A 24040-nucleotide genomic window follows, 5' to 3' on the forward strand; every position below is an offset into this window, starting at 1 on the left:
TGACATCGTTGGAACGCTGTCCAACGATGAGAGCGCTCTCACCCCATCCGGTGGTCTACCGTCCCTCATCGGATGGGCCGGGAGCACCGGTGTTTTCACCGTGGTCGGGCGCGGCGGCGCCCTGGTAACGCAGCTGCCGTTCGGCCTGCCGGTGCTCCACCTTCTCTCGCACTGGGACAGACCTGAGGAGGAGTTGTGCGCATCAAATCGAAGCTGTTCGCAGTGCTCGCCGCCGCGGCCACCGTCGCGGCCGGGCTCACCGCCGTCATCTCGGCACCCGCCCAAGCGGTACCGGCGACCGTACCGCTGAAGATCACCAACAACTCGGGCCGCGGCGACGCGGTCTACATCTACAACCTCGGCACGAACCTCGCGACCGGCCAGCAGGGCTGGGCCGACGCGAACGGCACGTTCCACGCCTGGCCGGCCGGCGGCAACCCGCCGACCCCGGCCCCGGATGCGTCGATCCCCGGGCCGGGCAACGGCCAGTCGATCACGATCCAGATGCCGAAGTTCTCCGGCCGCGTCTACTTCTCGTACGGCCAGAAGCTGGTGTTCAAGCTGACCACCGGCGGCCTGGTCCAGCCCGCGGTGCAGAACCCGAGCGACCCGAACGCGAACATCCTGTTCAACTGGACCGAGTACACGCTGAACGACTCCGGCGTGTGGATCAACAGCACGCAGGTCGACATGTTCTCCGCGCCGTACGCCGTCGGCGTGCAGTCGTCGGCCGGCACGAAGACCACCGGGCATCTGAAGGCCGGCGGGTACAACGCGTTCTTCAACGCGCTGCGCGGCCAGTCCGGCGGATGGTCGAACCTGATCAAGACAGCGCCTGACGGTTCGGTACTGCGGGCACTCGCGCCGTCGTACGGCGTGGAGACCGGTGCGCTGCCGGGCTCGGTGATGGACGACTACGTGAACCGGGTCTGGTCGAAGTACACCAACGAGACGCTGACCGTCACGCCGTTCACCGACCAGCCGAACATCAAGTACTTCGGTCGGGTGTCCGGCAACACGATGAACTTCACCAACACCTCCGGCCAGGTCGTGACGTCGTTCCAGAAGCCGAACTCGACCAGCATCTTCGGCTGCGCCGGCCTGCTCGACGCCCCGAACGACCTCGTCCGCGGCCCGATCTCCCGCACCCTGTGCGCCGGCTTCAACCGCTCGACGCTGCTGATCAACCCGAACCAGCCGGACGCCAACAACGCGAACTTCTACCAGGACGGCGTCACCAACCACTACTCCCGCCTCGTCCACGCCCAAATGGCCGACGGCAAGGCCTACGGCTTCGCCTTCGACGACGTCGGCGCCCACGAGTCCCTCGTCCACGACGGCAACCCCACCCAGACGAGCATCACGCTCGACCCCTTCAACTAACCCCTCAGCAAGCGGCCCAGCCGCCCCCAACCGAAGCGCCGCCCCCGGCGCTTCCCCCTCCCCCCGGGTCCCCCGCAGCTGCCGCGGCGGGACCCGGGGTTCTTCCTGCCGACGCCCGATCAGTCCCCCGGCCGTCCGGCGACTAACAGAGCGCACCCACTCACCACTGGTCGCTTCCAGCGCGCCTGCGCTCGCCTGCCTCTTGACTCCTTGGTTGGTTAGTGGCAGCTTACGGTTCGTGGGGACTTACGGAGTATTGGATGCGGCTTCGCCGGTGTTGGATGCGTTGGGGGATCCGACTCGGCGGGTGATTTTGGAGACCTTGCGGCGGGGTGGGCCTAGTTCAGTGGGGGCGTTGGCGGGGCGGGTGCCGGTGAGTCGGCCGGCGATTTCGCAGCATTTGAAGGTGTTGAGGCGGGTCGGGCTGGTCGAGCACGAGGCTCGGGGGACGCGGAACATCTATCGGGTGGATCCGGCGGGGCTGGAGGCCGTGCGGCGGTGGATGGACCAGTTCTGGGACGAGGCGCTGGGGGCGTTTGCGGAGCATGTACGGCGCACTGAAGGTGAGGGGGAATCATGAGCATCGAGCAGGGGCTGGAACCGCTGGTGAAGACGGTGGTGGTGCCGACTGCGCCGGAGCGGGCGTTCAGGTTGTTCACGGAGGAGTTCGGCAAGTGGTGGCCGCTCGCTACGCACTCGGTGCGAGGGGACGAGGCGACCGACGTACGGCTCGAGGGTGCGGTCGGTGGGCAGATCGTCGAGTACGACGCCGGCGGGCCGGTGGGTTCGTGGGGCACGGTGTCCGACTGGGATCCGCCGCACACGGTCAGCTTCACCTGGCACCCGGGCAGCGACCCGAAGCAGGCCGGCCGCGTCACTGTCCGGTTCAGGGCAAAAGACAACGGAACCCTGGTTGAACTGACGCACACCGGGTGGGAACGGCGTCCGGACGGTGCTCAGGTTCGGGAGAACTACGACACCGGGTGGGACTTCGTGCTTCGCCACTTCCAGCAATTCCGGGGATGACTCAACCTTCTGCCCCACCTCGGCCATCACACTGCTGACAAGGTCGGCCCGACAGCCGGCATCGAGGCTGGGGGCAGGGGACAACGGGATGGATCCAGGGCTTGACGAGGAGTTCGCCGAGTTCGTGAACGGGCGGTTCACCGCGCTGCAGCGGTTCGGCTACCTGCTCACCGGTGAGTGGCACCTGGCCGAGGATCTGGTGCAGACCTCGCTGACCAAGGTGTGGTTCCATCGCAAGTCGCTGCGCAGCGGCAACGCCCTGGAGAGCTACACCCGGACGGTGATGGTGAACACCAGTACGCAGTGGTGGCGCCGCAAGTGGAAGGGCGAGACCCCGACCGAGACGCTGCCCGAACCGGCCGCGCCGTCGGAGTTCGGCACCATCGACGAGCGCGACCGGCTGCTCCGCGCCCTGGCTACGCTCCCCCGCCGGACTCGGGCGGCGCTGGCGCTGCGCTTCTTCGAGGACCTGCCCGACGCCGAGGTCGCGAAGATCATGGGTTGCTCGGTCGGCACGGTGAAGAGCACCGTGTCCCGCGGCCTGGCCAAGCTCCGCGAGCATCATTTGCTCGCCGAGTCCGATCCCCTGACCTCCGCCCCCCGCCCGACTGGAGGGCTGACCTATGACCGATGAACTGAAGGCCAAGTTCCAGGCCCTCGTCGAGGACGCCCCCGAACCGACCGGCCTGCCGAGCGACGTCGTCTTCGCGCGGATCAAGACCGTACGCCGTCGCCGCACGACCGGCCTGGTCGCCGGCCTGGCCACCGCGGCGGTCGCCACGATCGCCCTCGCCGCAGGCAACCTGACCGGCATCGACTCCGCTCCCCCGGTCACCGAAACCCCCAACGGCCCAACCCCGACCGCGATCGTCCCCTCGTCGACCCCGACCAGCACGCCGACGGGACCGAAGTCGTCCATCGCCGTCTCCGCCCAGACCCTCGAGCCGGGCAATCAGGAGACGGACGAGACAGAAGGGACCGACACTCCACCCCCGAACAAGCCGTCGTCCCCGAAGACCGAGGAGCCCGAAGCTCCAGCACCGGTGAAGATCAACCTGTCGCTCACCCCGAAAGTGCAGGGCCTGAAACTCACGGTGACCTACCGCTGGACGGGCTCGCTGTTGACGCCGATCGACAGGTTCTCCGGCAACACGGCGTCGACCGGCAGCAGCAGCCTCCCGGACAACTCATTCAACTGGGACTACGACTTCGGTGACGGTCGCTACGACCCGCCGACCGGCAAGCTCGGCGGTGGGCTGACCTGTGAGGGCGCGAACAAGCGCGTGTCAGGAACGTCGACCGGCCAGACCCAGACGCACACGTACCTCGGGCCTGGGACCTACACGTTCAGCTTCGTGATCACCTACTGCGGGCCGAACGGTGAAGTCCCGATCAAGAAGACCTTGAAGGTCAAGATCGCCGGGCCGACCGGCACGCCCTCGCCGTGATCAGGCGTGGTCGGACGTGCCCGTGGTGGACATGCCGGCGGCTTTGAGGTCGGTGCGGAGTTCTCGGGGGAGCGAGAAGACCAGGGTCTCCTCCGCGGTGCTGATCTCCTGGACCTCGCCGTAGCCTCGGGCGGCGAGCCAGTCGATCACGTCGCGGACGAGGATCTCCGGGACGCTCGCGCCGCTGGTGACGCCGACCGCGTCGACGCCTTCCAGCCAGGCCTCGTCGATCTCGTCGGCGTAGTCGACCAGGTACCCGGCCTTGGCGCCGTGCTCGACGGCGACCTCGACCAGGCGGACCGAGTTCGACGAGTTGCGGGAGCCGACGACGATCATCAGGTCGGCGTCCGGCGCGAGCTTCTTGACCGCGGCCTGGCGGTTCTGCGTCGCGTAGCAGATGTCGTCGCTCGGCGGGTCCTGCAGCTTCGGGAACCGCTCGCGCAGCCGGCGTACGGTCTCCATCGTCTCGTCGACCGACAGGGTGGTCTGGGACAGCCAGACGACCTTCTCCGGGTCGCGGACCTCGACGTTCGGGACGTCGCCCGGCCCGTCCACCAGGTGGATGTGCTCCGGCGCCTCGCCGCTGGTCCCGATGACCTCTTCGTGGCCCTCGTGACCGATCAGGAGGATGTCGTAGTCGGTCGCGGCGAACCGCTTCGCCTCGTGGTGCACCTTGGTGACCAGCGGGCAGGTCGCGTCGATCGTCTTGAGCTGCCGCGCGGCCGCCTCCTGGTGCACCACCGGGGCGACACCGTGCGCGGAGAAGATCACCGTCTCGCCCTCGGGCACCTCGTCGGTCTCGTCGACGAAGATCGCACCGCGCGCCTGCAGGGTCTGCACGACGTGCTTGTTGTGCACGATCTCCTTGCGCACGTAGACCGGCGGACCGTACAGATCGAGCGCCTTCTCGACCGCGACCACCGCCCGGTCCACGCCGGCGCAGTACCCCCGCGGCGCGGCGAGCAGCACCCGCTTGATCTTCACGGCTGTCGAACCACTGGTCTCAGGCTGGGCAGTCACATCCCCCATCGTACGGGGCGCGGCGCGACAGCCCAGACGGCCGTGGCGCAGCTCACCTCTCGCGTGCGAAGCAAGGGAGCCGCCCGCCCTGTCCGGGCGGCTCCCCCTAGGAGGTGCTTCACTCCCCCAAGGATGCGAGCCCGAAAATCGTTTGCGCAAAGGCATTTTCACTCCTTCCGGTAGGTCAGTACGGCCACGCCGCTCTCGTAGACATGGTGCCCGGCCAGGCGCAGCTTCCGGAGGGCGAATTCGTCGCTGTGGAAAAGCTTGATCCCGGCACCGATCACGACCGGGTTCACCTTCACCACCAGGCGGTCGATCTCCGGCCACAGCGTTTCGGCGAGCACACCTCCGCCGCACAACCAGATGCCCAGACCGTCCTGTTGCTTGAGTTCCCGGACCTTCTCCAACGGGTCGCCGGAGACGAAATTCACCGTAGGTACAGGGCTTTCGGCGATCGACCGCGAGAACACGTAGCTCCGCAGCCGCGGGTAAGGATCCGGCGCGCCGGTGTCCCGCCCGAGCTCCCACGTCCGTCGTCCCATCAGCACGGTGTCGAACACCCTGTTCTCCGCGTCGAGCCCGAGGAACTCCCGTACGGCGCCCGGCACGGTCTCCGGGTACGCCGCCAGCAGCGGCTCCGAGTGGTCCCCTTGCGACAGGAAAAACCCGCCCGGACTCACGTCGGTCGGGTCGCCGCCGGACGGATCCGCCACGAATCCGTCCAGCGTCGACGCAATGAAGTAGGTCAGTTCTCGCATCTTCAACTCCTAACCACTCTGTTCGTAGTACTCTAGTCATAGTGGTTCAAAGGAGACAACCGAGATGCGCAGCAACCCCGAACGCCGGACCGCCCTCGTCGACGCCGCGATCGAGGTCCTGGCCGCGGAAGGAGCCCGCGGCCTGACCTTCCGTGCGGTCGACACCGCGGCCGCCGTACCGAACGGCACGGCGTCCAACTACTTCGCCAACCGCGACGACCTGCTCACCCAGGCGGGCCTTCGCATCCACGATCGGCTCGGGCCCAACCCGGCTGACCTGGATCAGCCGCCGTCGGCCGAGTTCCTGACCTCGCTGCTTCAGTTGCTGCGCCATCGGCTGACCGCCGACCGGACCGGCTATCTGGCGCTGCTGGAGCTTCGCCTGGAATCCACGCGGCGGCCGGCTCTTCAGCAAGCCCTCACCGAGCGGGTGCGCGCGAACCTGGAGGAGAACATGGCGCTCCACGATGCGCACGGGCTTCCGGGCGATCCGCTGGTTCTGTACTGCGCGGTCGGTGGGCTGATGCTCGAGCAGTTGACGCTTCCTGGTGTGCTGCCCGAGAGCGCGCTGGAGGACGTCGTGCGGGGGCTACTCCGCCCACGCACGTAGTACGGCGAAGTCGTCGGCGGTCAGCCCGCGACTCGGGTCGACGCGGTGTACGAGCCCCTGTGGTTGCAGGTACGCCTGGTCGAACCTGTTCACCTCGTCATCTACCCAGGCGAACCGCCGATCGCCTACCCAGTCAGCGACGTGCCGGCTCTTCCAGGAGATCTGGTCTGTACGCCGACGCGGACCAGGCGGCCAGATGATCACCGGAAGCTCCGGCAGGCCGAGGCGTGGTGCGATCAGGCGGTTGGCGCCGTGCTCCCAGGAAGTTGCCCAGGCCAGCTCGTACGACGTGGCGAGCGCGTTCAGCTCGATGCCGTGCTGCTGACTGAGCAGCAACGTCCACGTCCTCTCGCCCTCGTGGATGTCGTGCAGCGCGTAGCCCTCCGGGATCGTCTTCGCGCGGTGCGGGTTGAGCGGGCCGTCGACGTCGAGCAGCAGGTAGGGGCGATCGCGCATCGATCAACGGTACGGCGTACAGGCTGCCTGTGGACGGGGTGCGTGGGATTGTCGGCGCTGGGCCGTAGGGTCTGGGGGTGGCATTGGAGACCTCGCCGGACGCGCCGGCTGCTGTGCGGACGATCGCGAACGGGATCGCCGGCTGGATCAACCAGCTCGGCGCCGTTTGGGTCGAAGGGCAGCTGACGGACGTCTCGATCGGGCGCGGGACGACGACCGTGTTCGGCACGTTGCGCGACACCGACGCCGACATCTCGCTGCGATTCACCTGTAATCGCAGGGTTTTCGAGGCCGTCGACCCGCCGGTCACCGATGGTTCGCGGGTGGTCGTCAACGCCAAGCCGAACTTCTTCGCCCGCCGCGGCACGCTCGCGCTGGCGGTCAGCGAGATCCGGCACGTCGGCATCGGTGAACTGCTCGCGCGGATCGAGCGCCTCAAGCAACTACTTGGCGCGGAAGGGTTGTTCGCCGCGCGTCGCAAGAAGCGGTTGCCGTTCCTGCCGCACACCATCGGCCTGATCTGCGGCCGCGACTCGGCCGCCGAACGCGACGTCCTGGAGAACGCGAAGCGCCGTTGGCCGGCGGTCGCGTTCCGGGTCGAGCATGCTTCGGTACAGGGCCCGGCAGCGGCCGGCGAGGTCATGACCGCGCTGCGCAAGCTCGATGCGGACGAGTCGGTCGAGGTGATCGTCATCGCCCGCGGTGGTGGGTCGCTGGAGGATCTGCTGCCGTTCTCCGACGAGGGTCTGATCCGTGCGGTCTCCCAGGCGAAGACGCCGGTGGTCAGCGCGATCGGGCATGAGCCGGATTCGCCGCTGCTCGATCTGGTCGCCGATCTGCGCGCATCGACGCCGACTGATGCGGCGAAGCGCATCGTTCCCGACGTACGGGAAGAGCTTGACGGCGTACGGCTGCTGCGTGATCGCGGGTTGCGTGCGATCACGAGCTGGATCGATCGCGAGGCGCATGCACTCGCGGCGATCCGGAGCCGGCCTGCGTTGGCGGCGCCTGCGACCGATCTGCAGCGGCGGTCGGAGGAGATTGCCGCGCTGGTCGATCGCAACCGGCGTACGCTGCTGCACCGCTTGGACCGGGCGAGTGACGATCTGGCGCATCGCTTGGCGAGCGTCCGTGCGCTGTCCCCGAAAGCGACGCTCGAGCGCGGGTACTCCGTGCTCCAGCTCGCCGACGGGACCGCGGTCCGCCAGCTCGACCAGGTCGTCGCGGGCGACACCCTGCATGCCCGCGTCACGGACGGGCGATTCGACGTCGAAGTAACTTCGAAGGAGACCAGCAAGTGAGCGACACCCGACCGGACATCTCCTACGAGCAGGCCCGCGAGGAACTGGTCGAGGTCGTCCGCAAACTCGAAGCCGGCGGTACGACGCTCGAGGAGTCCCTCGCGCTGTGGGAACGCGGCGAAGAACTCGCCACCACCTGCCACCAGTGGCTGGAAGGCGCCCGAACCCGCCTGGCCGAAGCACAGGCCGCTCACACGACAACGGACGAGAAGAAGAAGTCCGACTGAGAGTGCAGGTTCGTGCTGCAGGCGCAGGCGATCTGCTGGGTGCTGCGGAGGCTCGCGTCGCGAGTTGGCGGGGTGCGTTCACTGGGCTTGTGCCGCAGGGGTTTCTCGACGCGATGGACGCCGAGGCGATTGCCTTGGCATGGCGGGAGAGCCTTGCCGCTGGGCGTTCTCGCTTGTACGTCGCTGAGCTCGACGGCCGGATCGCCGGTTACGCGGGCGTCGGGCCCGAGCGGGATCCGTCGGCGCCTCGCACGACCGGCGAGCTCTACGCGCTCTTCGTGCATCCGGACGCATGGAGTGCCGGGGTCGGGCGGGCGCTGACCGGGGCGGCGGTTGACGATCTGCGGGCCCACGGGTGCGACCGCGTGAACCTGTGGGTACTCGAGGCCAACGTCCGAGCGCGCGCCTTCTACCAGCGGTACGGGTTTGTGGAGACCACGGATCGCACCTACTCATCGCTGGGTGACCTGCCGGAGCTTCGGCTCTTCATGGACGTCTGAAGAGCAGCTCCACCACCGACGTCAGACCAGCGCGCATGCGGTCGAGGTCGAATCCTCCGGTGCGTAGGGCCTGGTGCAGGTCCGCGGCCAGGGGAGCCAGTACGGCGTGGGCGGCGTACGCCGCATCCAGCTCCGGTCGTGCTTCCTCGACCAGCAGGACTACGTGGCGGTGCCACAGCCAGTACGAGCCGATGCGGTAGCGGGCGCCGTCCGAGGCGTTCTCGCTGTCGATGAACAGCTCCACGTGCCGATCGAGCAGCTCCAGATAGGCGTCGACGAAGGCGGTCAGTCGGTCGACCGCTGGCGCACCCGGACCTAGCGGCGGCGGTCCGGAGAGGATTCGCTCCTGCAGCTCGCGCTCTCGCTCGTCGAGGAGTGCGACGGCCAGGCCTGCGCGGTCGCCGAAGCGGCGGAAGACGGTCCCCTTGCCGACGCCGGCCTCGGCGGCGATCGCGTCGAGGGACACGTTCTTGACGCCGTGCTCGGCGAACAGGCGGTCGGCTGCCTCCAGCACCTTGAGCCGGTTGCGGCGAGCGTCGGCGCGTTCCGGGCGTGGTTCACCGAGGAGCGGAAGATCGCGTTGTGAAACGGACCGCGGTCCGCTACTGTCTTTCATAAGACGGACTGTAGTCCGATTAACCGCCTGGAGGTAGCACCCATGCCCGCAACTCCCCCTGCCCACCAGCCCGAGCAGGGCCCCACCGACCAGACCCGCCCCACCCAGCTCCAGCCCGACTGGTCCGGGACCGCACGGATCGCCATCGCGTACCACTCCGGCTACGGCCACACCGCTCGCCAGGCCGAGGCCGTCGCAGCCGGCGCCGACGCCGTCGAAGGTGCGACCGCCGACCTCGTCCCCCTCGACGAGCTGACCGACGACGTCTGGGCCCGCCTCGCAGCCGCGGACGCGATCATCTTCGGCGCACCCACCTACATGGGCAGCCCGAGCGCCGTCTTCAAGGCGTTCGCCGAGGCCAGTGCCGACGTCTGGGGCGACAACCTCGGCTGGCGCGACAAGATCGCCGCGGGGTTCACCAACTCCAAGGCGATGTCCGGCGACAAGCTCAACAGCCTGATCGACTTCGCCGTACTCGCCGCTCAGCACGGCATGATCTGGGTCGGCCTGGACATCTACCCGGGCTGGGCCGAGACGACCGCCAGCATCGAGGACCTCAACCGGCTCGGCAGCTGGCTCGGCGCGATGGCGCAGTCCGACGCGGATCTGTCCGCCGAGAAGGCGCCGCCGGAGACCGACCTGCGGACCGCCGCCGCACTGGGCAGCCGGGTCGCGTCCGTCACCCTTCGCCACCTGCGCGGCTCTCTGGCTGCGTGATGGCGTGGCTCATCCTGCTGGCCGCGGCCGCCTTCGAGATCGCCTTCGCGCTCAGCCTCAAACCCAGCGAAGGGTTCAGCCGTCTCTGGCCGACCCTCGCCGTCCTGGCCTTCGGCATCACGTCGGTGGTCCTGCTGGCCAAGACGCTCGACCGCCTCCCGGTCGGTACGGCGTACGCGGTGTGGACCGGCATCGGCTCGGTCGGCGTGGTGACGCTCGGCATCGTCTTGTTCCACGAGCCCCTCACGCCGACCCGCCTGGCCTGCATCGCGCTGATCGTCGCGGGCGTCCTCGGCCTGCGCCTGTCCGGCAGCCACTGAGCCCTATCGTGGCGGCGTGACGATCGAGGAACTGGAAGCGGAGGTCGGCCCGGACCTGTTTCGCCGAACGTGCGAACGCGCCTGGGCCACCGCCCTGACCACCGGCCGCGGGCGCCAGGACGACTGGCCGGCAGACGAGGCGGACGTCCCGCACACCATCGCCGACTACTTCTCCGGCGATCCGGCCTTCGGCTTCCAGGTCTACCGGAGGATGCCCTGCTACGGCGTCCTGATGTACGTCGGCTTCGAGCCTCACGACGACGCGTTCTGGGGCGAGATCGGCGCGCTGCTCGACGACCCCGACGACCGGCTGGCCGCACCCGTCCAGTACTGGCTCTGGTGCGGGCCGCTCGAGAAGGCGAAGGTCAGCGGGCCGTTGTTCGCGAGGCTGATCGCCAACGCGTCGGATCGGCGCGTACGGCGGCTGCTGGAGGTGTCGGGCCCGGTCTCCTGGTCGGACAAGGGCCCTCTCCTCCAGCGGCTGGCGGGCAACCCGAGCTGGCACCAGGCAGTCCTGGGAGCGCTCGAGGGCGCCGCGCACGACGTCTACGGCCAGGCCGACTCGCAGGAGGCGATGCGTCTGCTCCGCAAGCTCCCGGCCGACCGCACCGCCGGCCTCCAGGGCTCACCTGGAGTCGCTTCCCCCGAAGCAGCAGAAGGAGCCGAAGAAGAAGCAGGGCCGCCGGCGCTAGATGTTCGTCCGGGTGTGGCTCGGGCGGCGGGAACGGGTGGAGATGGGCGTGGGCGGCGCAGGCTCGGCCGGGTAGTGACCGACGAGCGACTGGTAGTCGTCCCAGGTGTCCACCGACAGCGGAACGTTGCCGAGGGCATCTACATCCGTGACCGGGTGCGGGCCGGTCTCGATCAGCGGCCACAGGTCCTGGTCGCTGCGCAGGGAGCGGAGCGAGCCGAAGGTCTCCCGGCCGAACCAGCACGGGTACCCGCGGCCGTCGTCGTACCGGGTGACGCCGATCGGCGTGGCGGCCTCGGCGACCAGGGACCAGACAGCGGCCGACGTCACGCCCGGCTGGTCGCCGCGCAGGACGACCAGGCCGTCGGTACGGCGATCGACCGCATCCAGGGCCGGGACGATGGACGAACTTCCGGTGTCGGCGTGAGGAGTGTCCACAACGCGGACGCCGTCCAGGTCGATGCGGTCGCGGATCTGGTCGGCCGCCGTACCGAGCGTCACCACGAGCTGGTCGAACCCGCAGTCCCGTGCGGTGTCGAGTGCGGCACCGAGCAGGGTCTCACCGCGGTAGGCCAGCAACTGCCGGGGAACCCCTAGTCGTGGCGATCCTTCGGCAGCCAGTACGAGTCCGGTGACGAACATGCGGCATCAACCCCCGACCTGGACCGTGAGGTTCACACCAGGCTCCTTCGCCGAATCCCGATCCCCGATCGAACCGCGAAGGTGAACACCCTGTCAACAGCTGCACAACTTCCAACCCTGCAAGGGTTTTCGTGCTCACCTGAGCACAGCGGGTCAGCGCAGCGTTGCAGCAAACGTTTCAAGCGCAGGGTATCCGGCGTTGCCGGTCACGATCGTGGTGACGCCGGAGCCGATCAGCACCAGGGCGTTCTCCTCCTTGCGGTCGAGCAGCGTCTTGCGCTGCCAGACCACGCCGCCGATCGTCGAGGTGCCGTCGTCCTCGGTCTTGCCGAGCTCGTCGCTCTGGTACCGCGGAGTGGTCTGGTTGGACTGCTCCAGGCCGACGTACTTCTTCTCGGTGGTGACCGTGCCGAGGTGCCAGGTGATCGGTCGCTGCTCCGGCGCGCGGAACTCGACGTTCGTCGCCGTCCAGCCGTCGGGCATCGGCGCGGGGCCACGGACCCAGGAGGCGACCTTGCGGGCGTCCTCCAGCTGCGCGGTGTACTCGACGGCGCGGACCTTCTCCTCCTTCGGCCGCCAGGTCACCGTCATCAGGAACGCGACGACGACGAACGTCGCCAGCAACGCCCAGAACATGTTGGTCAGCGTCCGGGCCTTGGCGCGGTTCTGCCGGTCCTGAGCCTTGAACGCGATCGCCTCGGCCCGTGCCCGGGCACGCTCCCGGTCGGCTGCGGACAGCTCCGGGGAAGCGTTCTCCTCCGCGTTCGTGTCAGGGTGCGTCGGCTCGTGACCTGTCGGGCTCATGGCACCAGTGTCTCGCGCGGCCGATCTCGCTCGATCACCCCCGTCGGGCGTTGGCTACGATCCGTGGCATGAGCGACCCCAGCACACCACCCGCCCATCTCGAGGTCGACGAGCACGCACCCGACCGGAACCTGGCTCTGGAGCTGGTCCGCGTCACCGAGGCCGCCGCGATGGCGGCCGGCCGGTGGGTCGGCCGGGGCGACAAGAACGGCGCCGACGGCGCCGCGGTGAACGCGATGCGCACCCTGATCGGCACCGTCGGGATGAACGGCGTCGTGGTGATCGGCGAGGGCGAGAAGGACAACGCCCCGATGCTCTACAACGGCGAGCAGGTCGGCGACGGGCACGGGCCCGAGTGCGACGTCGCGGTCGACCCGGTCGACGGCACGACGCTGGTCGCGAAGGGGATGGCCAACGGCATCGCCGTGATGGCGGTCTCGCCGCGCAACACCATGTACGACCCGTCCGCGGTCTTCTACATGGAGAAGCTGGTGGTCGGCCCGGAGGCCGCCGACCACGTCGACATCCGGCTCCCGGTCGCGGAGAACATCCGCCGGGTCGCCAAGGCGAAGGGCTCCAGGGTCGACGACGTCACCGTCGTACTGCTCGATCGTCCGCGGCACGAGGAGCTGGCCGCGGAGATCCGCGCCACCGGCGCCCGGATCAAGTTCATCAGCGACGGCGACGTGGCGGGCGCGGTCGAGGCGGCCCGGCCGGACACCGGTCTGGACATGCTGATCGGTATCGGCGGTACGCCGGAAGGCATCATCGCCGCCTGCGCGATGAAGTGCCTCGGCGGTCTGATCCAGGGCCGGCTCTGGCCGCGCGACGACGCCGAGCGGCAGAAGGCGCTCGACGCCGGGCACGATCTCGACCGCGTGCTGAGCACGGACGACCTGGTCGGCGGTGACGACTGCTTCTTCGTCGCCACCGGCATCACCGACGGCGAGCTGCTGCGCGGCGTCCGGTACGGCGGCTCGACCGCCCGCACGCACTCGCTGGTGATGCGCTCGCGCAGCGGCACGATCCGCAGCATCGAGAGCGTGCACCAGCTGGAGAAGCTGCGCGCCTACAGCGCCATCGACTTCGAGCACGCCCGGTGACGGCACCCGTCCTCGTCATCGGCGAGGCTCTTGTGGACATCGTCAGCAACGGGAAGCCCAAGAACGGCAAGAACGGGAGCAAGGCGACGCCGGGCGGTTCGCCCGCCAACGTCGCGGTCGGGCTTGCGCGGCTCGGGGTGTCGACCGAGTTGGTGACGCGGTTCGGGACCGACCCGTACGGCGATCAGCTCGGCGCGCATCTGTTCGGGAACGGCGTGCAGCTGGCGCCCGGGTCGGTCGACCCGGCTTTCCGGACCAGTACGGCGACCGCGACGCTCGACGCGGCGGGCGTCGCGAAGTACCAGTTCGACATCAGCTGGGAGCCGCCGGCGCTGAAGCTCAACCGGGGCTGCCCGGCCGTGCACACCGGCTCGATCGCGACCGTGCTGGAGCCGGGTGCGGACGCGATTCACCAGTTCCTGAGTGGGCTGGCGGACAAGCCCGTCACGGTCACCCTCGACCCGAACGCTCGCCCGACGATCACGCCCGACCCGGAGAGCACCTGGGCCTCCGTACGGGCCCTGGCCGCGCTGTCGGACCTGGTGAAGCTGAGCGACGAGGACTGCGAGTTCCTGCGGGCCGGGTCGACCCCGGACGAGATCGCTGCCGAGCTGCTGTCGGTGGACCGGACCAAGTGCGTGGTGATCACCCGCGGCGGCGACGGCGCGATCGGCGTCACCCGGACCGGGCGGGTCGAGGTGGCCGCGCCGGCGATCGAGGTGGTCGACACGGTCGGTGCCGGTGACTCCTTCATGTCCGCACTGATCGCTGGGCTGCAGGCGCGCGGTCTGCTCGGTGCGGCCCGGCTGGAAGGGCTGGACGAGGAGGCGCTGCACGCAGTCGTCGACTACGCGGTCAAGGCCGCTGCGATCACCTGCACGCGGCACGGCGCCGACCCGCCCACTGCTGCCGAGCACACGTCGTACTGGAGCTGACATGACGGCTGACCTGGGGACAGCATGAGTACGGCGAACGCCTGGTCGGCTGAGCTGGCGGCGTCCGGGCGGGTGATGTTCCCGCCCCGGCGCAACCGGCTGCTGGTCCGGCTGGCCCTGTTCGCCCTGCTGATGCTGAGCTCGCTCTGGTCGAACATCGACCACCTGCGCCACGACGATGTCTCCGGCACCCTCGGCATCCTCCGGGTCACCGCGCTGCTGGCCTTCGTGTACGGCGTGGGCCTGACCACCTGGCAGCTGGCGACCCGGCGGCCGGAGGTCACCGTGGACTCCCGCGGCGTCCAGCTGGGGCGCTCGGACCGAGGGCTGATCCCCTGGCACCAGATCAGCCGGATCGACGACCCGACCGGGATCCCCCTGCTCCGCACGGTCCAGATCCACGCGGCCGGCACCCGCTCCGGCGCCATCGGGATCCCGCAGGACAACGTCGAGGATCTCGCCGAGCTGTCCACCTGGCTCCGCGACGTCCACGCCGACAAGCTGACTCCCTGACGGCGACGGCGCTGTTGTCCCGCCGCCTCGCCGCGCGGTCGTCCCACCAGCTGAACCCCTCAGCTTGTCTGAGGAGTTGGGGTTGGTACGGTCGGAAGCGTGCCGACTGATCGCTTGCCGTTGCCCGTGCTCGATCTGCGTGACGTGACGCTGGTGAGAGACGGGAAAGCGTTGCTGCAGGACGTTTCGCTGACCGTGCGGGAAGGTGAGCGATGGGCGCTGCTCGGTGCGAACGGCGCGGGCAAGAGCACGCTGCTCAAGCTGGCGGGCGCGACGGCTCACCCGACGCGCGGGACCGTCGAGGTGCTCGGCCGGCGGCTCGGGACGGTGGACATCCGGGAGCTGCGCGAGTCGATCGGGCACGTGGACCCGCGGCACCCGTTGCGGTCGCCGCTGACGATCGAGCAGGTCGTGTTCACCGGCATCACCGGGACGATCGAGCTGATGCCTCGCTGGCAGCCGACCGCCGCGCAACAGCAGCGGGTGGCCGAACTCGTCGACCTGCTCGGCATCGCGGATCGCGCCCGCGATCCATGGACCACCTTGTCGCAGGGTGAGCGCGGCCGCGCGTTGATCGCCCGGGCGATGATCGCGGAGCCGCGACTGCTCCTGCTGGACGAGCCGTCGACCGGCCTGGACGTCGCTGCTCGCGAGCAACTGCTGGACACCATCGACGTCGTCCACGGTTCGCAGCCGACGCTGTCGTCGGTCCTGGTGACGCACCACCTGGAGGAGCTGCCGTCCTCGACCACTCACGCGGCCCTGCTCCGCGGCGGCCGCGTGCAGACCGCCGGCCGGGCGTCCGACGTACTGACGTCAGAGCTGGTGTCGGAGTGCTTCGACCACCCGATCCGGATTCACCGTACGGGCGACCGCTGGGCGGCACACTCAGGTCGGTTAGTGCAGGCGTAGCCGCTTGCTCAGGCGCGGGCCGCGCTTGACCTTGATCTCGCCGAGGATCGCGGTGCCGCGGATGTGGAAGGTCTTCGGGGGCGCGGTGCTCGGCTCGACGACGCCGCCGAAGCCGGCCTCCTGCTCGCTGACCGAGCCGAGGATCGGGTTGCTGTCGAGGTGCACGATCGCGTTCTGCGGGACGCGGATCTTCACGTCGGCCAGGATCGACTTCACCTCGATGTACATCACGTCGTGCGCCATCTGCGCCTCGGTGAAGTCGAGCGTGACGTCGCCGAGGACCGCGTTGACCTCCTGACGCTGCGGCGCGATCCAGGCGCCGGTCCGCTTCGAGTCCGACAGGAAGACGTTGATCACCGGCACGGTCTCACCGCTGTACTGCGGGGTGTACGACGGTTGCGCGGCGTACTGCGGTGTCGCGGACCGGGCCTGCGGCGGGACCAGGCCGTTCGGCAGGTCGGTGGTCAGCTGCACGAGCTCGCCGTACGTCTTCGCGCCGTACACGCCCTCGAGCCGGTCCTCCAGCTCCGTGTAGCTCAGGCGACCCTCACCGGCCGACTCGCGGAGCAGCTCGGCGACGTTCTCCCGCTCCAGGTCGGACACCCGGCGGCGCAACGCGAGCTCGTCCCCGGTCGGCTGCGCCGGCGCCGGCGCGTCCTGCGGGCGGTCCTGGGGTCCCTCTTGCTCTGCCACAGGAAAATCCTACGCGTGCGGCGGACCTTCCGCCGATGAGTTACCACCCCCAATCGACCCTGACCCCACCCCTGAGAGGTTGCCCCGCGGTGCGCGGCGCCGACGGCGGCTCTAGGCTTGGTGGGATCTCAGACCACCTGCCAGGAGGTACGCCCGCGTGTCCGCCGATTTCAGCTACTCCGACCTGCTCCCGCTCGGCCAGGACGACACGGAGTACCGGCTTCTCACCACCGACGGAGTCAGCACCTTCACCGCCGGTGACCGCACCTTCCTGCAGGTCGACCCGGCCGTGCTGCAGCAGCTCACCGCCGAGGCGATGCACGACATCTCGCACTACCTGCGCACCGCGCACCTCAGCCAGCTGCGCCGGATCATCGACGACCCTCAAGCGTCCGGCAACGACCGCTTCGTCGCGCTCGACCTGCTGAAGAACGCGAACATCTCGGCCGGCGGTGTGCTGCCGATGTGCCAGGACACCGGTACGGCGATCGTGATGGGCAAGAAGTCCGAGGGCGTGCTGACCGGCGCGGTCGACGAGGAGTGGATCAGCCGGGGCGTGTACGACGCCTACACCAAGCTCAACCTGCGGTACTCGCAGATGGCGCCGCTGACCATGTGGGACGAGAAGAACACCGGCTCGAACCTGCCCGCGCAGATCGAGCTGTACTCGACGCCCGGAACGACGGATCCGGCGTACAAGTTCCTGTTCATGGCCAAGGGCGGCGGCTCGGCGAACAAGTCGTTCCTGTTCCAGGAGACCAAGGCCGTGCTCAACCCGGCCGGGATGATGAAGTTCCTGGACGAGAAGATCCGTTCACTCGGTACGGCGGCCTGCCCGCCGTACCACCTGGCGATCGTCGTCGGCGGGACCTCGGCCGAGTACGCGCTGAAGACCGCGAAGTACGCCTCCGCGCACTACCTGGACGCGCTGCCGACGACCGGATCGCCGCTCGGGCACGGGTTCCGTGACGTCGAACTGGAGGAAGAGGTCTTCAAGCTGACCCAGGAGTTCGGGATCGGCGCGCAGTTCGGCGGCAAGTACTTCTGCCACGACGTCCGGGTGATCCGGCTGCCGCGGCACGGCGCGTCCTGCCCGGTCGCGATCGCGGTCTCCTGCTCGGCCGACCGGCAGGCCCTGGCCAAGATCACGCCGGAGGGCGTGTTCCTGGAGCAGCTCGAGCGGGATCCGGCGCGGTTCCTGCCCGACACCACCGACGAGCACCTGAACGACACCGCGGACGTCGTACGGATCGACCTGAACCGGCCGATGAGCGAGATCCGCGCCGAGCTGTCGAAGCTGCCGGTGAAGACGCGGCTGTCGCTGAACGGGCCGCTGGTGGTCGCGCGGGACATCGCGCACGCCAAGATCAAGGAGCGGCTGGACGCCGGGGAGCCGATGCCGCAGTACCTGCGCGACCACGCGGTCTACTACGCCGGGCCGGCCAAGACGCCGGAGGGCTACGCGTCGGGCTCGTTCGGGCCGACGACGGCGGGGCGGATGGACGCGTATGTCGACCAGTTCCAGGCGGCCGGCGGGTCGTTCGTGATGCTTGCCAAGGGCAACCGGTCGGCGAAGGTGACTGCTGCTTGTAAGGAGCACGGCGGCTTCTACCTCGGCTCGATCGGCGGGCCGGCGGCGCGGCTGGCGCAGGACTGCATCAAGTCCGTCGACGTGATCGAGTACGCCGAGCTCGGGATGGAAGCGGTCTGGAAGATCGAGGTCGAGGACTTCCCGGCCTTCGTCGTGGTCGACGACAAGGGCAACGACTTCTTCACCGAAACCGCCAAGCCGGTCCCGCTGACGGTGCGCCCCCGGAGTTGAGCCCGGGTCCGCAGCTCCAGGGCTCCGGGCCCCGGGCGCTCCTCCTCATCGGCGGGGGTGGCGCCGGCAAGACGTCCGTCGGGCAGGCGATCGGTGCGGCGATGACCGGCCGGTCGCAGCCGACGGCGGTCGTCGACCTCGACGCGCTGGCCCAGTTCGGCGGCGGCGCGCCGGCGCACGAGGAGTTGCGGCGACGCAACCTCGCCGCCGTCTGGGCGAACTACCGCAGCGTCGGCGCCCGGTACGTGGTCGTGTCGGGCATGGTCGAGACCACCGAGCAGCGCACGGCGTACGGCGAATGCCTGGCCGGCTGCGACGTCCAGGTGGTGCGGCTCGCGACTCCCCTGGCGATGGTCGAGCGCCGTACGGCGGGGACAGTGCGCGGCCCGGAGTGGGAGCTCGGCGCAGCCCTCGCCTCGCACGAGCGGATTGAGCGAGCAGGCTTGGAACACTTTGCCGTCGGCAACGATCGCCCCCTGGGCGAGGTGGCTCGGGAGGTCGTCGTACGGGCGGGCTGGATCGGCGAGGACTAAATCGGTGGCCGATGGAACTGAGCGTGGCTAGAGTCGCAGGTGACCGTTCGGATCGAGGAGGTGAGCCCTGTGAACGCTTTGCGCGTGGGTGCTCCCCGCTTCGTCACGGTCGGGCGATTGACGTAGGTCTCGCCGGGAGCGCCTGGAACCTGTAGGCACTCCCGAAAGGCACCACCCGTGAATTTCCAGTTCACCGCACAGACCTCGGCGGACGGCGTACTGACGCGCCCCTTCGCCCTGGGGGAGATCACCGGCGTCCTCTGGTCACCCGTCACCACTTCAGCCCCCACTCCCCTGATCCTGCTCGGCCACGGCGGCGGTCGGGACAGCAAGGCCGCGCCGATGGTCGGCCGCGCCCATCGCCTCGTGGCCGCGGGCTACTCCGTGGCCTGCATCGACGCACCGGGCCACGGCGGCCGGCCGCGGACCGCGACCGACGACCAGGAGATCGCCGCGATGCAGCAGGCGATGGCGACCGGCGAACCGGTCGGGCCGATCGTCGTCCGCTACAACCTCCACCTGGCCGACCGCGCCGTGCCCGAGTGGGTCGCGACGCTCGACGCCCTGCAGGAGCTGCCGGATCTGGCCGGCGTACCGGTCGGGTACTTCGGCCTCAACCTGGGCACCGCGATCGGCGTACCGCTGCTCGCTGCTGAGCCAAGGATCACCGCAGCGGTCCTCGGCATCTTCTGGTACGACGAGGCGCTGGCGAAGTTCGCCAGTCAGATCACCGTGCCGCTGGAGTTCCTGCTGCAGTGGGACGACGAGCACATCCCGCGTGCGTCGAGCCTCGCGTTGTTCGACGCGTTCGCCTCGCCGGAGAAGTCGCTGCATGCCAACGCGGGTGCGCACAAGGCGGTGCCGCGGTTCGAGTTCGAGAGCGCGGTCCGGTTCTTCGCGCGGCACCTACCGGTGGCGTAGGACGGTGGGCCAACTTGCCGAGGAACGTGTCCCCGCGCAAGTTGGCCTCACCAATCAGCCCAGGAGTTCCTCGGTGATGTGGGCGACCTCGTACCCGGTCGGAGCCTCGGGCAGGCGCCAGCTCGGCGGGGCGATCCACTCGTGCCAGTCGTCGGAGAACGGTGCCGTCCACGCCTCGATGTCCTCGACGGCGGCGTGGGCGTCTCTGGTGATGCGGTCGGCCTCGGCCGGCGTGTAGCGGCCGGCCTGGACTGCGCCCTCGAGTTCGTCCTCGTCCTTCCACTCGATCACGCGGTCGGGCGTGATCCACAGGTCGAGCACGTAGTCCGTCGTCGTCGTACGGCGAGCGTCCCGCCGGTGCTCGGCCTCCAGGTTCACGTACCACCCGCGGAACGAGCCGTCCTCGTTCCAGAAGTGCCACAGGGACCACGGCTTGCCGGTCGGCGCGACCTTGAGGATGCCTGTGCCGTGCCAGATGTCGAGCTTCAGCACCCGCGGCTCGGTGAACATCCCGGTCGGCCCCGCGTGCCGCAGCTCGCGCCCGTCGGTGAGCACGGGCTTGATCAACGGCGTCCCCGGCGCCAGCCACGCGACCAGTCCGTCGGCGTCGTCCTGCACCACCGTCATCGGCCGAACGTTCGGCAGCTCGGGATGCAGCCCGGCCCCTTGGTACACCCACTCGATGGTGGTCCCCGGCTCCCAGTACCTCTCAGGCTCCGGTACGGCGGCCGCCGTCACGGCTTGCCTGGTCTGGTCATCGACAGGACGTCCAGGGCGGCGTCGAGCTGGGCCTCGGTGAGGTCGCCGTTCTCGACGTGGCCGTTCTCGATCACGACCTCGCGGATCGTCTTGCCCTGCTTGAGCGCGCTCTTCGCGACCGCGGCGGCGTTCTCGTACCCGATGTAGCGGTTGAGCGGGGTGACGATCGACGGCGACGACTCGGCCAGGGCGCGGGCGTGCTCGACGTTCGCGGTGATGCCGTCGACGCAGCGGTCGGCCAGCAGGCGCGACGAGTTGGTCAGCAGCTCGATCGACTCCAGCAGGTTACGGGCGATCACCGGGAGCATCACGTTCAGCTCGAAGTTGCCGCCGGCACCGGCCACGGTGATCGTGGTGTCGTTGCCGATCACCTGCGCGGCGACCATCAGCGTCGCCTCGCAGATCACCGGGTTCACCTTGCCGGGCATGATGCTCGACCCGGGCTGCAGGTCCGGCAACGCGATCTCGCCGAGGCCGGCCCGCGGCCCGGAACCCATCCAGCGCAGGTCGTTGCAGATCTTGGTGAGGCTGACCGCGATCGTCTTGAGCTGGCCGGACAATTCGACCAGAGCATCCCGCGCACCCTGCGCCTCGAAGTGATCGGCGGCCTCACTCAGCTCCAGCCCAGTACGACGGTTGAGCTCGGTGATCACCTTCGCGGCGAAACCGGGCGGCGTGTTGATCCCCGTCCCGACCGCCGTACCGCCCAGCGGCAGCTCGGTGACGCGCGGAAGCGTCGCCCGCACCCGGTCGGCCCCGCGGCGGATCTGCGCGGCGTACCCGTCGAACTCCTGCCCGAGGGTCACCGGCGTCGCGTCCATCAAGTGCGTCCGCCCGGACTTCACCACCTCGGCGAACTCAACGCCCTTACGCCCAAGCGATGCGGCCAGGTGATCCAGCGCCGGCAGCAGATCCTGCACGACGCCCGCCGTCGCGGCGACGTGGATCGCCGACGGGAAGGTGTCGTTGCTCGACTGGCTCGCGTTCACGTGGTCGTTCGGGTGCACGTCGGCCTCGAGCGCCCGGGTCGCCAGCGTCGCGAGCACCTCGTTGACGTTCATGTTCGTCGACGTACCGGACCCGGTCTGGAAGACGTCGATCGGGAACTCCGCGTCGTACTCCCCCGTGCTGACCCGGTCGGCGGCCGCGACGATCCCCTCGGCCAGCTTCGCGTCCACCACGCCCAGCTCGGCGTTCACCACCGCGGCCGAGGCCTTGATCTGCGCCAGCGCGTGGACGAGCGCCGGCGCCAGCGGCCGGCCGGAGATCGGGAAGTTCTCCACCGCACGCTGGGTCTGCGCCCGCCACAACGCGTCCCGAGGCACCTTGACCTCGCCCATCGTGTCGTGCTCGATCCTGAATTCCGCGTTGTCACCCATACCTTGAGAGTACGTCGATCCGGCCTGTCGGCCGGAGCTGGTAGAACGTCTGTGGACAACGCCACATCCCCAACCCACGACGCGCACCGAGGAGTACCGATGCCGTTCACCCAGTCGTTCGAGATCACCAAGTGGGACCAGTCCACCTACGACGAGGCCGACGGGGTCGAGCTCGGCCGCGCCACGGTCGCGAAGTCCTTCGCCGACGGCGAACTGGTCGGCACCAGCTCGGCCGAGCTGCTGATGGCCGGTACGCCGGCCGGCCCCGCGGCGTACACCGCGGTCGAGCGCTTCACCGGCACGCTCGCCGGCCGCGAGGGCTCGTTCGTGATCGTGCACGGCGCGACCGCCGACGAGAACGCGTCCCGCGGCAAGATCGTCGCCGCGACCGGCGACCTCACCGGCCTGACCGGCACGGTCGTCTTCGAGCACGACGACAAGGGCCCGCGTTTGACCGTCGACTACGAGGGCTGAACCGTTCCCTGGTAGACGTAGTACGTCTCGTCCCGTCCCTGCAGCGCCACCGGGACGGGCGAGACGACGCACGCCCCGAAGACGTTGCCGATAGCCCCTTCCAGCGCGCTCGACGCGGACGAGGACCAGACCGTCAGCACGCCACCGGGCCGCAACTTCGACCGGCACACGCCGAGGAACCCGTCGGTGTAGATCGCCGCGTTCCCGTCGTACACGAGGAAGTCCGGCCCGTTGTCGACGTCCAGCAGGATCGCATCCACAGAATCCCGAAGCCCGGCGACCACGTCACGAACGTCGCCGACGGCAACCACCACCCGCGGATCGTCCAGCACCGAAGGCACCAGGCCCTCGCGCATCCACTCCACCAACGCCGGCTCGATCTCGGCCACGACGATCTCACGCACCGCCGACGAAGCCAGCAACGCCCGCACGGTGTAGCCCAGCCCCAGGCCGCCCACCAGCACCCGCGACGGCGAACCCACCAAGGCAACCTCGGCCAGCAACTCCTCGCTGGAGGTCTCCTGGTCGTCCATCACGAACACGCCGTTCACCCGCAGCTCCAGCGCACCATCAGCCCGCCGCCGCAGCACCAGTTCCCCACGCTCGCTCGCCGCGCGAGCCACCTCTGAAGTCACAGAGGTATCAGTACCAGTTCTTCGCTCTCGAGTGGGCCCAGGCCTCGCAGGGGGAGCCGTAGGCGTCCTCGATGTAGTCGAGGCCCCACTTGATCTGGGTGACCGGGTTGGTGCGCCAGTCGGAGCCGTACTCGGCCATCCGCTTGCCGGGCAGCGCCTGCGGGATGCCGTACGCGCTGGAGGTCGGGTTGTCCGCGGACACCTTCCAGCGGGACTCCTTGGTCCACAGCTTGTCGAGGCAGGAGAACTGGCTCTCCTTCCAGCCGTGGTTGTCGAGCAGGTTGAGCGCGATCTCCTTCGGCGTGCCCTCGAGCTCCTTGCGGGCGGCGTCGCGGCTGGCGCGCTCCTTGCGGGAGTCGTTGTTCGTCTTCTGGAGCGCCTCGTACCGGGCCAGGGCGGCGTTCTTGGCCTTGCGGCGCAGTGCGGCCTGGTCCTGCATGGTCTTGCGGGCGGTCTCGACGGCCTCGATCTGGTTGCGCAGCCGGGTCACCTCCGCGGCCTGCTCCTCGACGCTCTGCGGCTTGGCGGACGGCTTCTTGGCGTCGCGGCTCTTCTCACTGTTCAGCGCGGCGAGCTCGGCCCGCCCGGAGACCGGGTCGGAGGCCGCGCTGGTCTTGGGGGAGCTGAAGAGATCGATACTCGCGACGATCGAGACGACGGCGATCCCAGTGACCGCCAGGACCGCGACGGAGCGCTTCGCTTTCATCTGTCCTTCCGAGATACCCGACCCCCGTCGGCTGCAACAGGAACATACTCTGACCTAAACAGACCGTGATCACAAGCAGGTCACAAGACACGGTGCGGCCACATGGCGTGTGGCCGCACCGGGTATCGCAGAA

General features: G+C 69.1%; 31 protein-coding genes. 19 read left to right on the forward strand and 12 right to left on the reverse strand.

The annotated features are described in order from the left end of the window. Positions 1 to 195 precede the first annotated feature (195 nt). From ACYVIO_RS28665 to ACYVIO_RS28685, 5 genes are all read left to right on the forward strand, one after another. A complete protein-coding gene (locus ACYVIO_RS28665) occupies positions 196 to 1383 on the forward strand; it encodes a glycoside hydrolase family 64 protein (protein ID WP_460654017.1) in 1188 nt (395 codons plus the stop codon). A 274-nt stretch (positions 1384 to 1657) separates the two neighbouring features. Continuing rightward, on the forward strand, positions 1658 to 1963 hold the full coding sequence (locus ACYVIO_RS28670) for an ArsR/SmtB family transcription factor (protein WP_460654629.1): 306 nt from the start codon (positions 1658 to 1660) through the stop codon (positions 1961 to 1963). Further along, the gene (locus tag ACYVIO_RS28675; RefSeq protein ID WP_460654018.1) at positions 1960 to 2409 is read left to right on the forward strand and encodes an SRPBCC domain-containing protein; all 450 of its coding nucleotides are present in this window, start codon (positions 1960 to 1962) and stop codon (positions 2407 to 2409) included. Before ACYVIO_RS28670 ends, ACYVIO_RS28675 begins: the two co-directional genes overlap by 4 nt. Before the next feature lie 88 nt (positions 2410 to 2497). Beyond that, positions 2498 to 3043 carry a SigE family RNA polymerase sigma factor gene (locus tag ACYVIO_RS28680; RefSeq protein WP_460654019.1) on the forward strand — a complete coding sequence of 182 codons (546 nt, stop codon included), beginning with the start codon at positions 2498 to 2500 and terminating at the stop codon, positions 3041 to 3043. Further along, positions 3033 to 3857: a hypothetical protein gene (locus ACYVIO_RS28685; protein WP_460654020.1), complete on the forward strand. Its 825-nt coding sequence runs from the start codon at positions 3033 to 3035 to the stop codon at positions 3855 to 3857. Before ACYVIO_RS28680 ends, ACYVIO_RS28685 begins: the two co-directional genes overlap by 11 nt. Here the strand turns inward: ACYVIO_RS28685 and ACYVIO_RS28690 are convergent, their stop codons facing one another. Both ACYVIO_RS28690 and ACYVIO_RS28695 read right to left on the reverse strand, forming a co-directional pair. Beyond that, the gene (locus ACYVIO_RS28690; RefSeq protein WP_460654021.1) at positions 3858 to 4886 is read right to left on the reverse strand and encodes a 4-hydroxy-3-methylbut-2-enyl diphosphate reductase; all 1029 of its coding nucleotides are present in this window, start codon (positions 4884 to 4886) and stop codon (positions 3858 to 3860) included. It abuts the gene before it with no gap. Between the two features lie 158 nt (positions 4887 to 5044). Then, positions 5045 to 5638, reverse strand: a complete 594-nt coding sequence (locus ACYVIO_RS28695; protein ID WP_460654022.1) for a dihydrofolate reductase family protein — start codon at positions 5636 to 5638, stop codon at positions 5045 to 5047. A 64-nt stretch (positions 5639 to 5702) separates the two neighbouring features. Here ACYVIO_RS28695 and ACYVIO_RS28700 point away from each other — a divergent pair, with 64 nt between their 5' ends. Beyond that, positions 5703 to 6248: a TetR/AcrR family transcriptional regulator gene (locus ACYVIO_RS28700; RefSeq protein ID WP_460654023.1), complete on the forward strand. Its 546-nt coding sequence runs from the start codon at positions 5703 to 5705 to the stop codon at positions 6246 to 6248. Here the strand turns inward: ACYVIO_RS28700 and ACYVIO_RS28705 are convergent. Beyond that, positions 6228 to 6704: an HAD domain-containing protein gene (locus ACYVIO_RS28705; RefSeq protein ID WP_460654024.1), complete on the reverse strand. Its 477-nt coding sequence runs from the start codon at positions 6702 to 6704 to the stop codon at positions 6228 to 6230. The two genes, ACYVIO_RS28700 and ACYVIO_RS28705, sit on opposite strands and share 21 nt — an antisense overlap. 77 nt (positions 6705 to 6781) lie before the next feature. On the opposite strand from ACYVIO_RS28705, the gene xseA reads away from it, so the two are divergent. The 3 genes from xseA to ACYVIO_RS28720 are packed head-to-tail and all read left to right on the forward strand — an operon-like array spanning position 6782 to position 8732. Further along, entirely contained in the window at positions 6782 to 8005 is a 1224-nt protein-coding gene (gene xseA / locus ACYVIO_RS28710; RefSeq protein WP_460654025.1) for an exodeoxyribonuclease VII large subunit, read from the forward strand. Further along, a complete protein-coding gene (locus ACYVIO_RS28715) occupies positions 8002 to 8232 on the forward strand; it encodes an exodeoxyribonuclease VII small subunit (protein ID WP_460654026.1) in 231 nt (76 codons plus the stop codon). The genes xseA and ACYVIO_RS28715 overlap by 4 nt, the downstream gene beginning before the upstream one ends. Positions 8233 to 8234: 2 nt before the next feature. Then, the gene (locus ACYVIO_RS28720) at positions 8235 to 8732 is read left to right on the forward strand and encodes a GNAT family N-acetyltransferase (RefSeq protein ID WP_460654027.1); all 498 of its coding nucleotides are present in this window, start codon (positions 8235 to 8237) and stop codon (positions 8730 to 8732) included. Here ACYVIO_RS28720 and ACYVIO_RS28725 read toward each other — a convergent pair. Continuing rightward, a complete protein-coding gene (locus ACYVIO_RS28725; protein WP_460654028.1) occupies positions 8719 to 9348 on the reverse strand; it encodes a TetR/AcrR family transcriptional regulator in 630 nt (209 codons plus the stop codon). The genes ACYVIO_RS28720 and ACYVIO_RS28725 overlap by 14 nt on opposite strands. A gap of 42 nt (positions 9349 to 9390) precedes the next feature. On the opposite strand from ACYVIO_RS28725, the gene ACYVIO_RS28730 reads away from it, so the two are divergent. Both ACYVIO_RS28730 and ACYVIO_RS28735 read left to right on the forward strand, forming a co-directional pair. Then, positions 9391 to 10065, forward strand: coding sequence for a flavodoxin family protein (locus tag ACYVIO_RS28730; protein WP_460654029.1), 675 nt, complete (start codon positions 9391 to 9393; stop codon positions 10063 to 10065). Then, on the forward strand, positions 10065 to 10385 hold the full coding sequence (locus ACYVIO_RS28735) for a DMT family transporter (protein WP_460654030.1): 321 nt from the start codon (positions 10065 to 10067) through the stop codon (positions 10383 to 10385). Before ACYVIO_RS28730 ends, ACYVIO_RS28735 begins: the two co-directional genes overlap by 1 nt. Positions 10386 to 10637: 252 nt before the next feature. Here the strand turns inward: ACYVIO_RS28735 and ACYVIO_RS28740 are convergent, their stop codons facing one another. From ACYVIO_RS28740 to ACYVIO_RS28750, 3 genes are all read right to left on the reverse strand, one after another. Then, complete coding sequence (locus tag ACYVIO_RS28740; protein WP_460654031.1) at positions 10638 to 10847, reverse strand: hypothetical protein; 210 nt, start codon at positions 10845 to 10847, stop codon at positions 10638 to 10640. A 226-nt stretch (positions 10848 to 11073) separates the two neighbouring features. Beyond that, positions 11074 to 11718 (reverse strand): nucleotidyltransferase family protein, encoded by a 645-nt coding sequence (locus ACYVIO_RS28745; protein WP_460654032.1) that lies wholly within the window; start codon positions 11716 to 11718, stop codon positions 11074 to 11076. A 153-nt stretch (positions 11719 to 11871) separates the two neighbouring features. Then, positions 11872 to 12522: a DUF4245 domain-containing protein gene (locus ACYVIO_RS28750; RefSeq protein WP_460654033.1), complete on the reverse strand. Its 651-nt coding sequence runs from the start codon at positions 12520 to 12522 to the stop codon at positions 11872 to 11874. Positions 12523 to 12590: 68 nt separating this feature from the next. On the opposite strand from ACYVIO_RS28750, the gene glpX reads away from it, so the two are divergent. The 4 genes from glpX to ACYVIO_RS28770 all read left to right on the forward strand — a co-directional run bounded on the left by glpX (position 12591) and on the right by ACYVIO_RS28770 (position 15985). After that, positions 12591 to 13625, forward strand: coding sequence for a class II fructose-bisphosphatase (gene glpX, locus ACYVIO_RS28755; protein ID WP_460654034.1), 1035 nt, complete (start codon positions 12591 to 12593; stop codon positions 13623 to 13625). After that, positions 13622 to 14560 carry a carbohydrate kinase family protein gene (locus tag ACYVIO_RS28760; RefSeq protein WP_460654035.1) on the forward strand — a complete coding sequence of 313 codons (939 nt, stop codon included), beginning with the start codon at positions 13622 to 13624 and terminating at the stop codon, positions 14558 to 14560. Before glpX ends, ACYVIO_RS28760 begins: the two co-directional genes overlap by 4 nt. Positions 14561 to 14584: 24 nt before the next feature. After that, positions 14585 to 15073 (forward strand): hypothetical protein, encoded by a 489-nt coding sequence (locus ACYVIO_RS28765; protein WP_460654036.1) that lies wholly within the window; start codon positions 14585 to 14587, stop codon positions 15071 to 15073. A 99-nt stretch (positions 15074 to 15172) separates the two neighbouring features. Beyond that, positions 15173 to 15985: an ABC transporter ATP-binding protein gene (locus ACYVIO_RS28770; protein ID WP_460654037.1), complete on the forward strand. Its 813-nt coding sequence runs from the start codon at positions 15173 to 15175 to the stop codon at positions 15983 to 15985. On the opposite strand, the gene ACYVIO_RS28775 is transcribed toward ACYVIO_RS28770, so the two are convergent. Continuing rightward, entirely contained in the window at positions 15971 to 16678 is a 708-nt protein-coding gene (locus ACYVIO_RS28775) for a DUF1707 SHOCT-like domain-containing protein (protein ID WP_460654038.1), read from the reverse strand. The two genes, ACYVIO_RS28770 and ACYVIO_RS28775, sit on opposite strands and share 15 nt — an antisense overlap. Before the next feature lie 157 nt (positions 16679 to 16835). Between ACYVIO_RS28775 and ACYVIO_RS28780 the strand changes: the two genes are divergently transcribed. From ACYVIO_RS28780 to ACYVIO_RS28790, 3 genes are all read left to right on the forward strand, one after another. After that, positions 16836 to 18500 carry a fumarate hydratase gene (locus tag ACYVIO_RS28780; RefSeq protein ID WP_460654039.1) on the forward strand — a complete coding sequence of 555 codons (1665 nt, stop codon included), beginning with the start codon at positions 16836 to 16838 and terminating at the stop codon, positions 18498 to 18500. Further along, positions 18497 to 19033 (forward strand): hypothetical protein, encoded by a 537-nt coding sequence (locus tag ACYVIO_RS28785; protein ID WP_460654040.1) that lies wholly within the window; start codon positions 18497 to 18499, stop codon positions 19031 to 19033. Before ACYVIO_RS28780 ends, ACYVIO_RS28785 begins: the two co-directional genes overlap by 4 nt. 177 nt (positions 19034 to 19210) lie before the next feature. Beyond that, positions 19211 to 19954, forward strand: a complete 744-nt coding sequence (locus ACYVIO_RS28790) for an alpha/beta hydrolase family protein (protein ID WP_460654041.1) — start codon at positions 19211 to 19213, stop codon at positions 19952 to 19954. Between the two features lie 54 nt (positions 19955 to 20008). Here the strand turns inward: ACYVIO_RS28790 and ACYVIO_RS28795 are convergent, their stop codons facing one another. Both ACYVIO_RS28795 and ACYVIO_RS28800 read right to left on the reverse strand, forming a co-directional pair. Then, on the reverse strand, positions 20009 to 20629 hold the full coding sequence (locus ACYVIO_RS28795; RefSeq protein ID WP_460654042.1) for a DUF402 domain-containing protein: 621 nt from the start codon (positions 20627 to 20629) through the stop codon (positions 20009 to 20011). Between the two features lie 59 nt (positions 20630 to 20688). Next, a complete protein-coding gene (locus tag ACYVIO_RS28800) occupies positions 20689 to 22092 on the reverse strand; it encodes a class II fumarate hydratase (protein WP_460654043.1) in 1404 nt (467 codons plus the stop codon). 99 nt (positions 22093 to 22191) lie between these two features. On the opposite strand from ACYVIO_RS28800, the gene ACYVIO_RS28805 reads away from it, so the two are divergent. Continuing rightward, the gene (locus ACYVIO_RS28805) at positions 22192 to 22566 is read left to right on the forward strand and encodes a DUF3224 domain-containing protein (protein WP_460654044.1); all 375 of its coding nucleotides are present in this window, start codon (positions 22192 to 22194) and stop codon (positions 22564 to 22566) included. Here the strand turns inward: ACYVIO_RS28805 and ACYVIO_RS28810 are convergent. Together ACYVIO_RS28810 and ACYVIO_RS28815 are read right to left on the reverse strand one after the other, a co-directional pair. Then, a complete protein-coding gene (locus ACYVIO_RS28810) occupies positions 22554 to 23201 on the reverse strand; it encodes a spermidine synthase (protein ID WP_460654045.1) in 648 nt (215 codons plus the stop codon). The genes ACYVIO_RS28805 and ACYVIO_RS28810 overlap by 13 nt on opposite strands. A gap of 7 nt (positions 23202 to 23208) precedes the next feature. Then, positions 23209 to 23907: an aggregation-promoting factor C-terminal-like domain-containing protein gene (locus ACYVIO_RS28815; RefSeq protein ID WP_460654046.1), complete on the reverse strand. Its 699-nt coding sequence runs from the start codon at positions 23905 to 23907 to the stop codon at positions 23209 to 23211. Between the last annotated feature and the right edge of the window lie 133 nt (positions 23908 to 24040).

It is taken from the genome of Kribbella endophytica, from assembly GCF_054781295.1.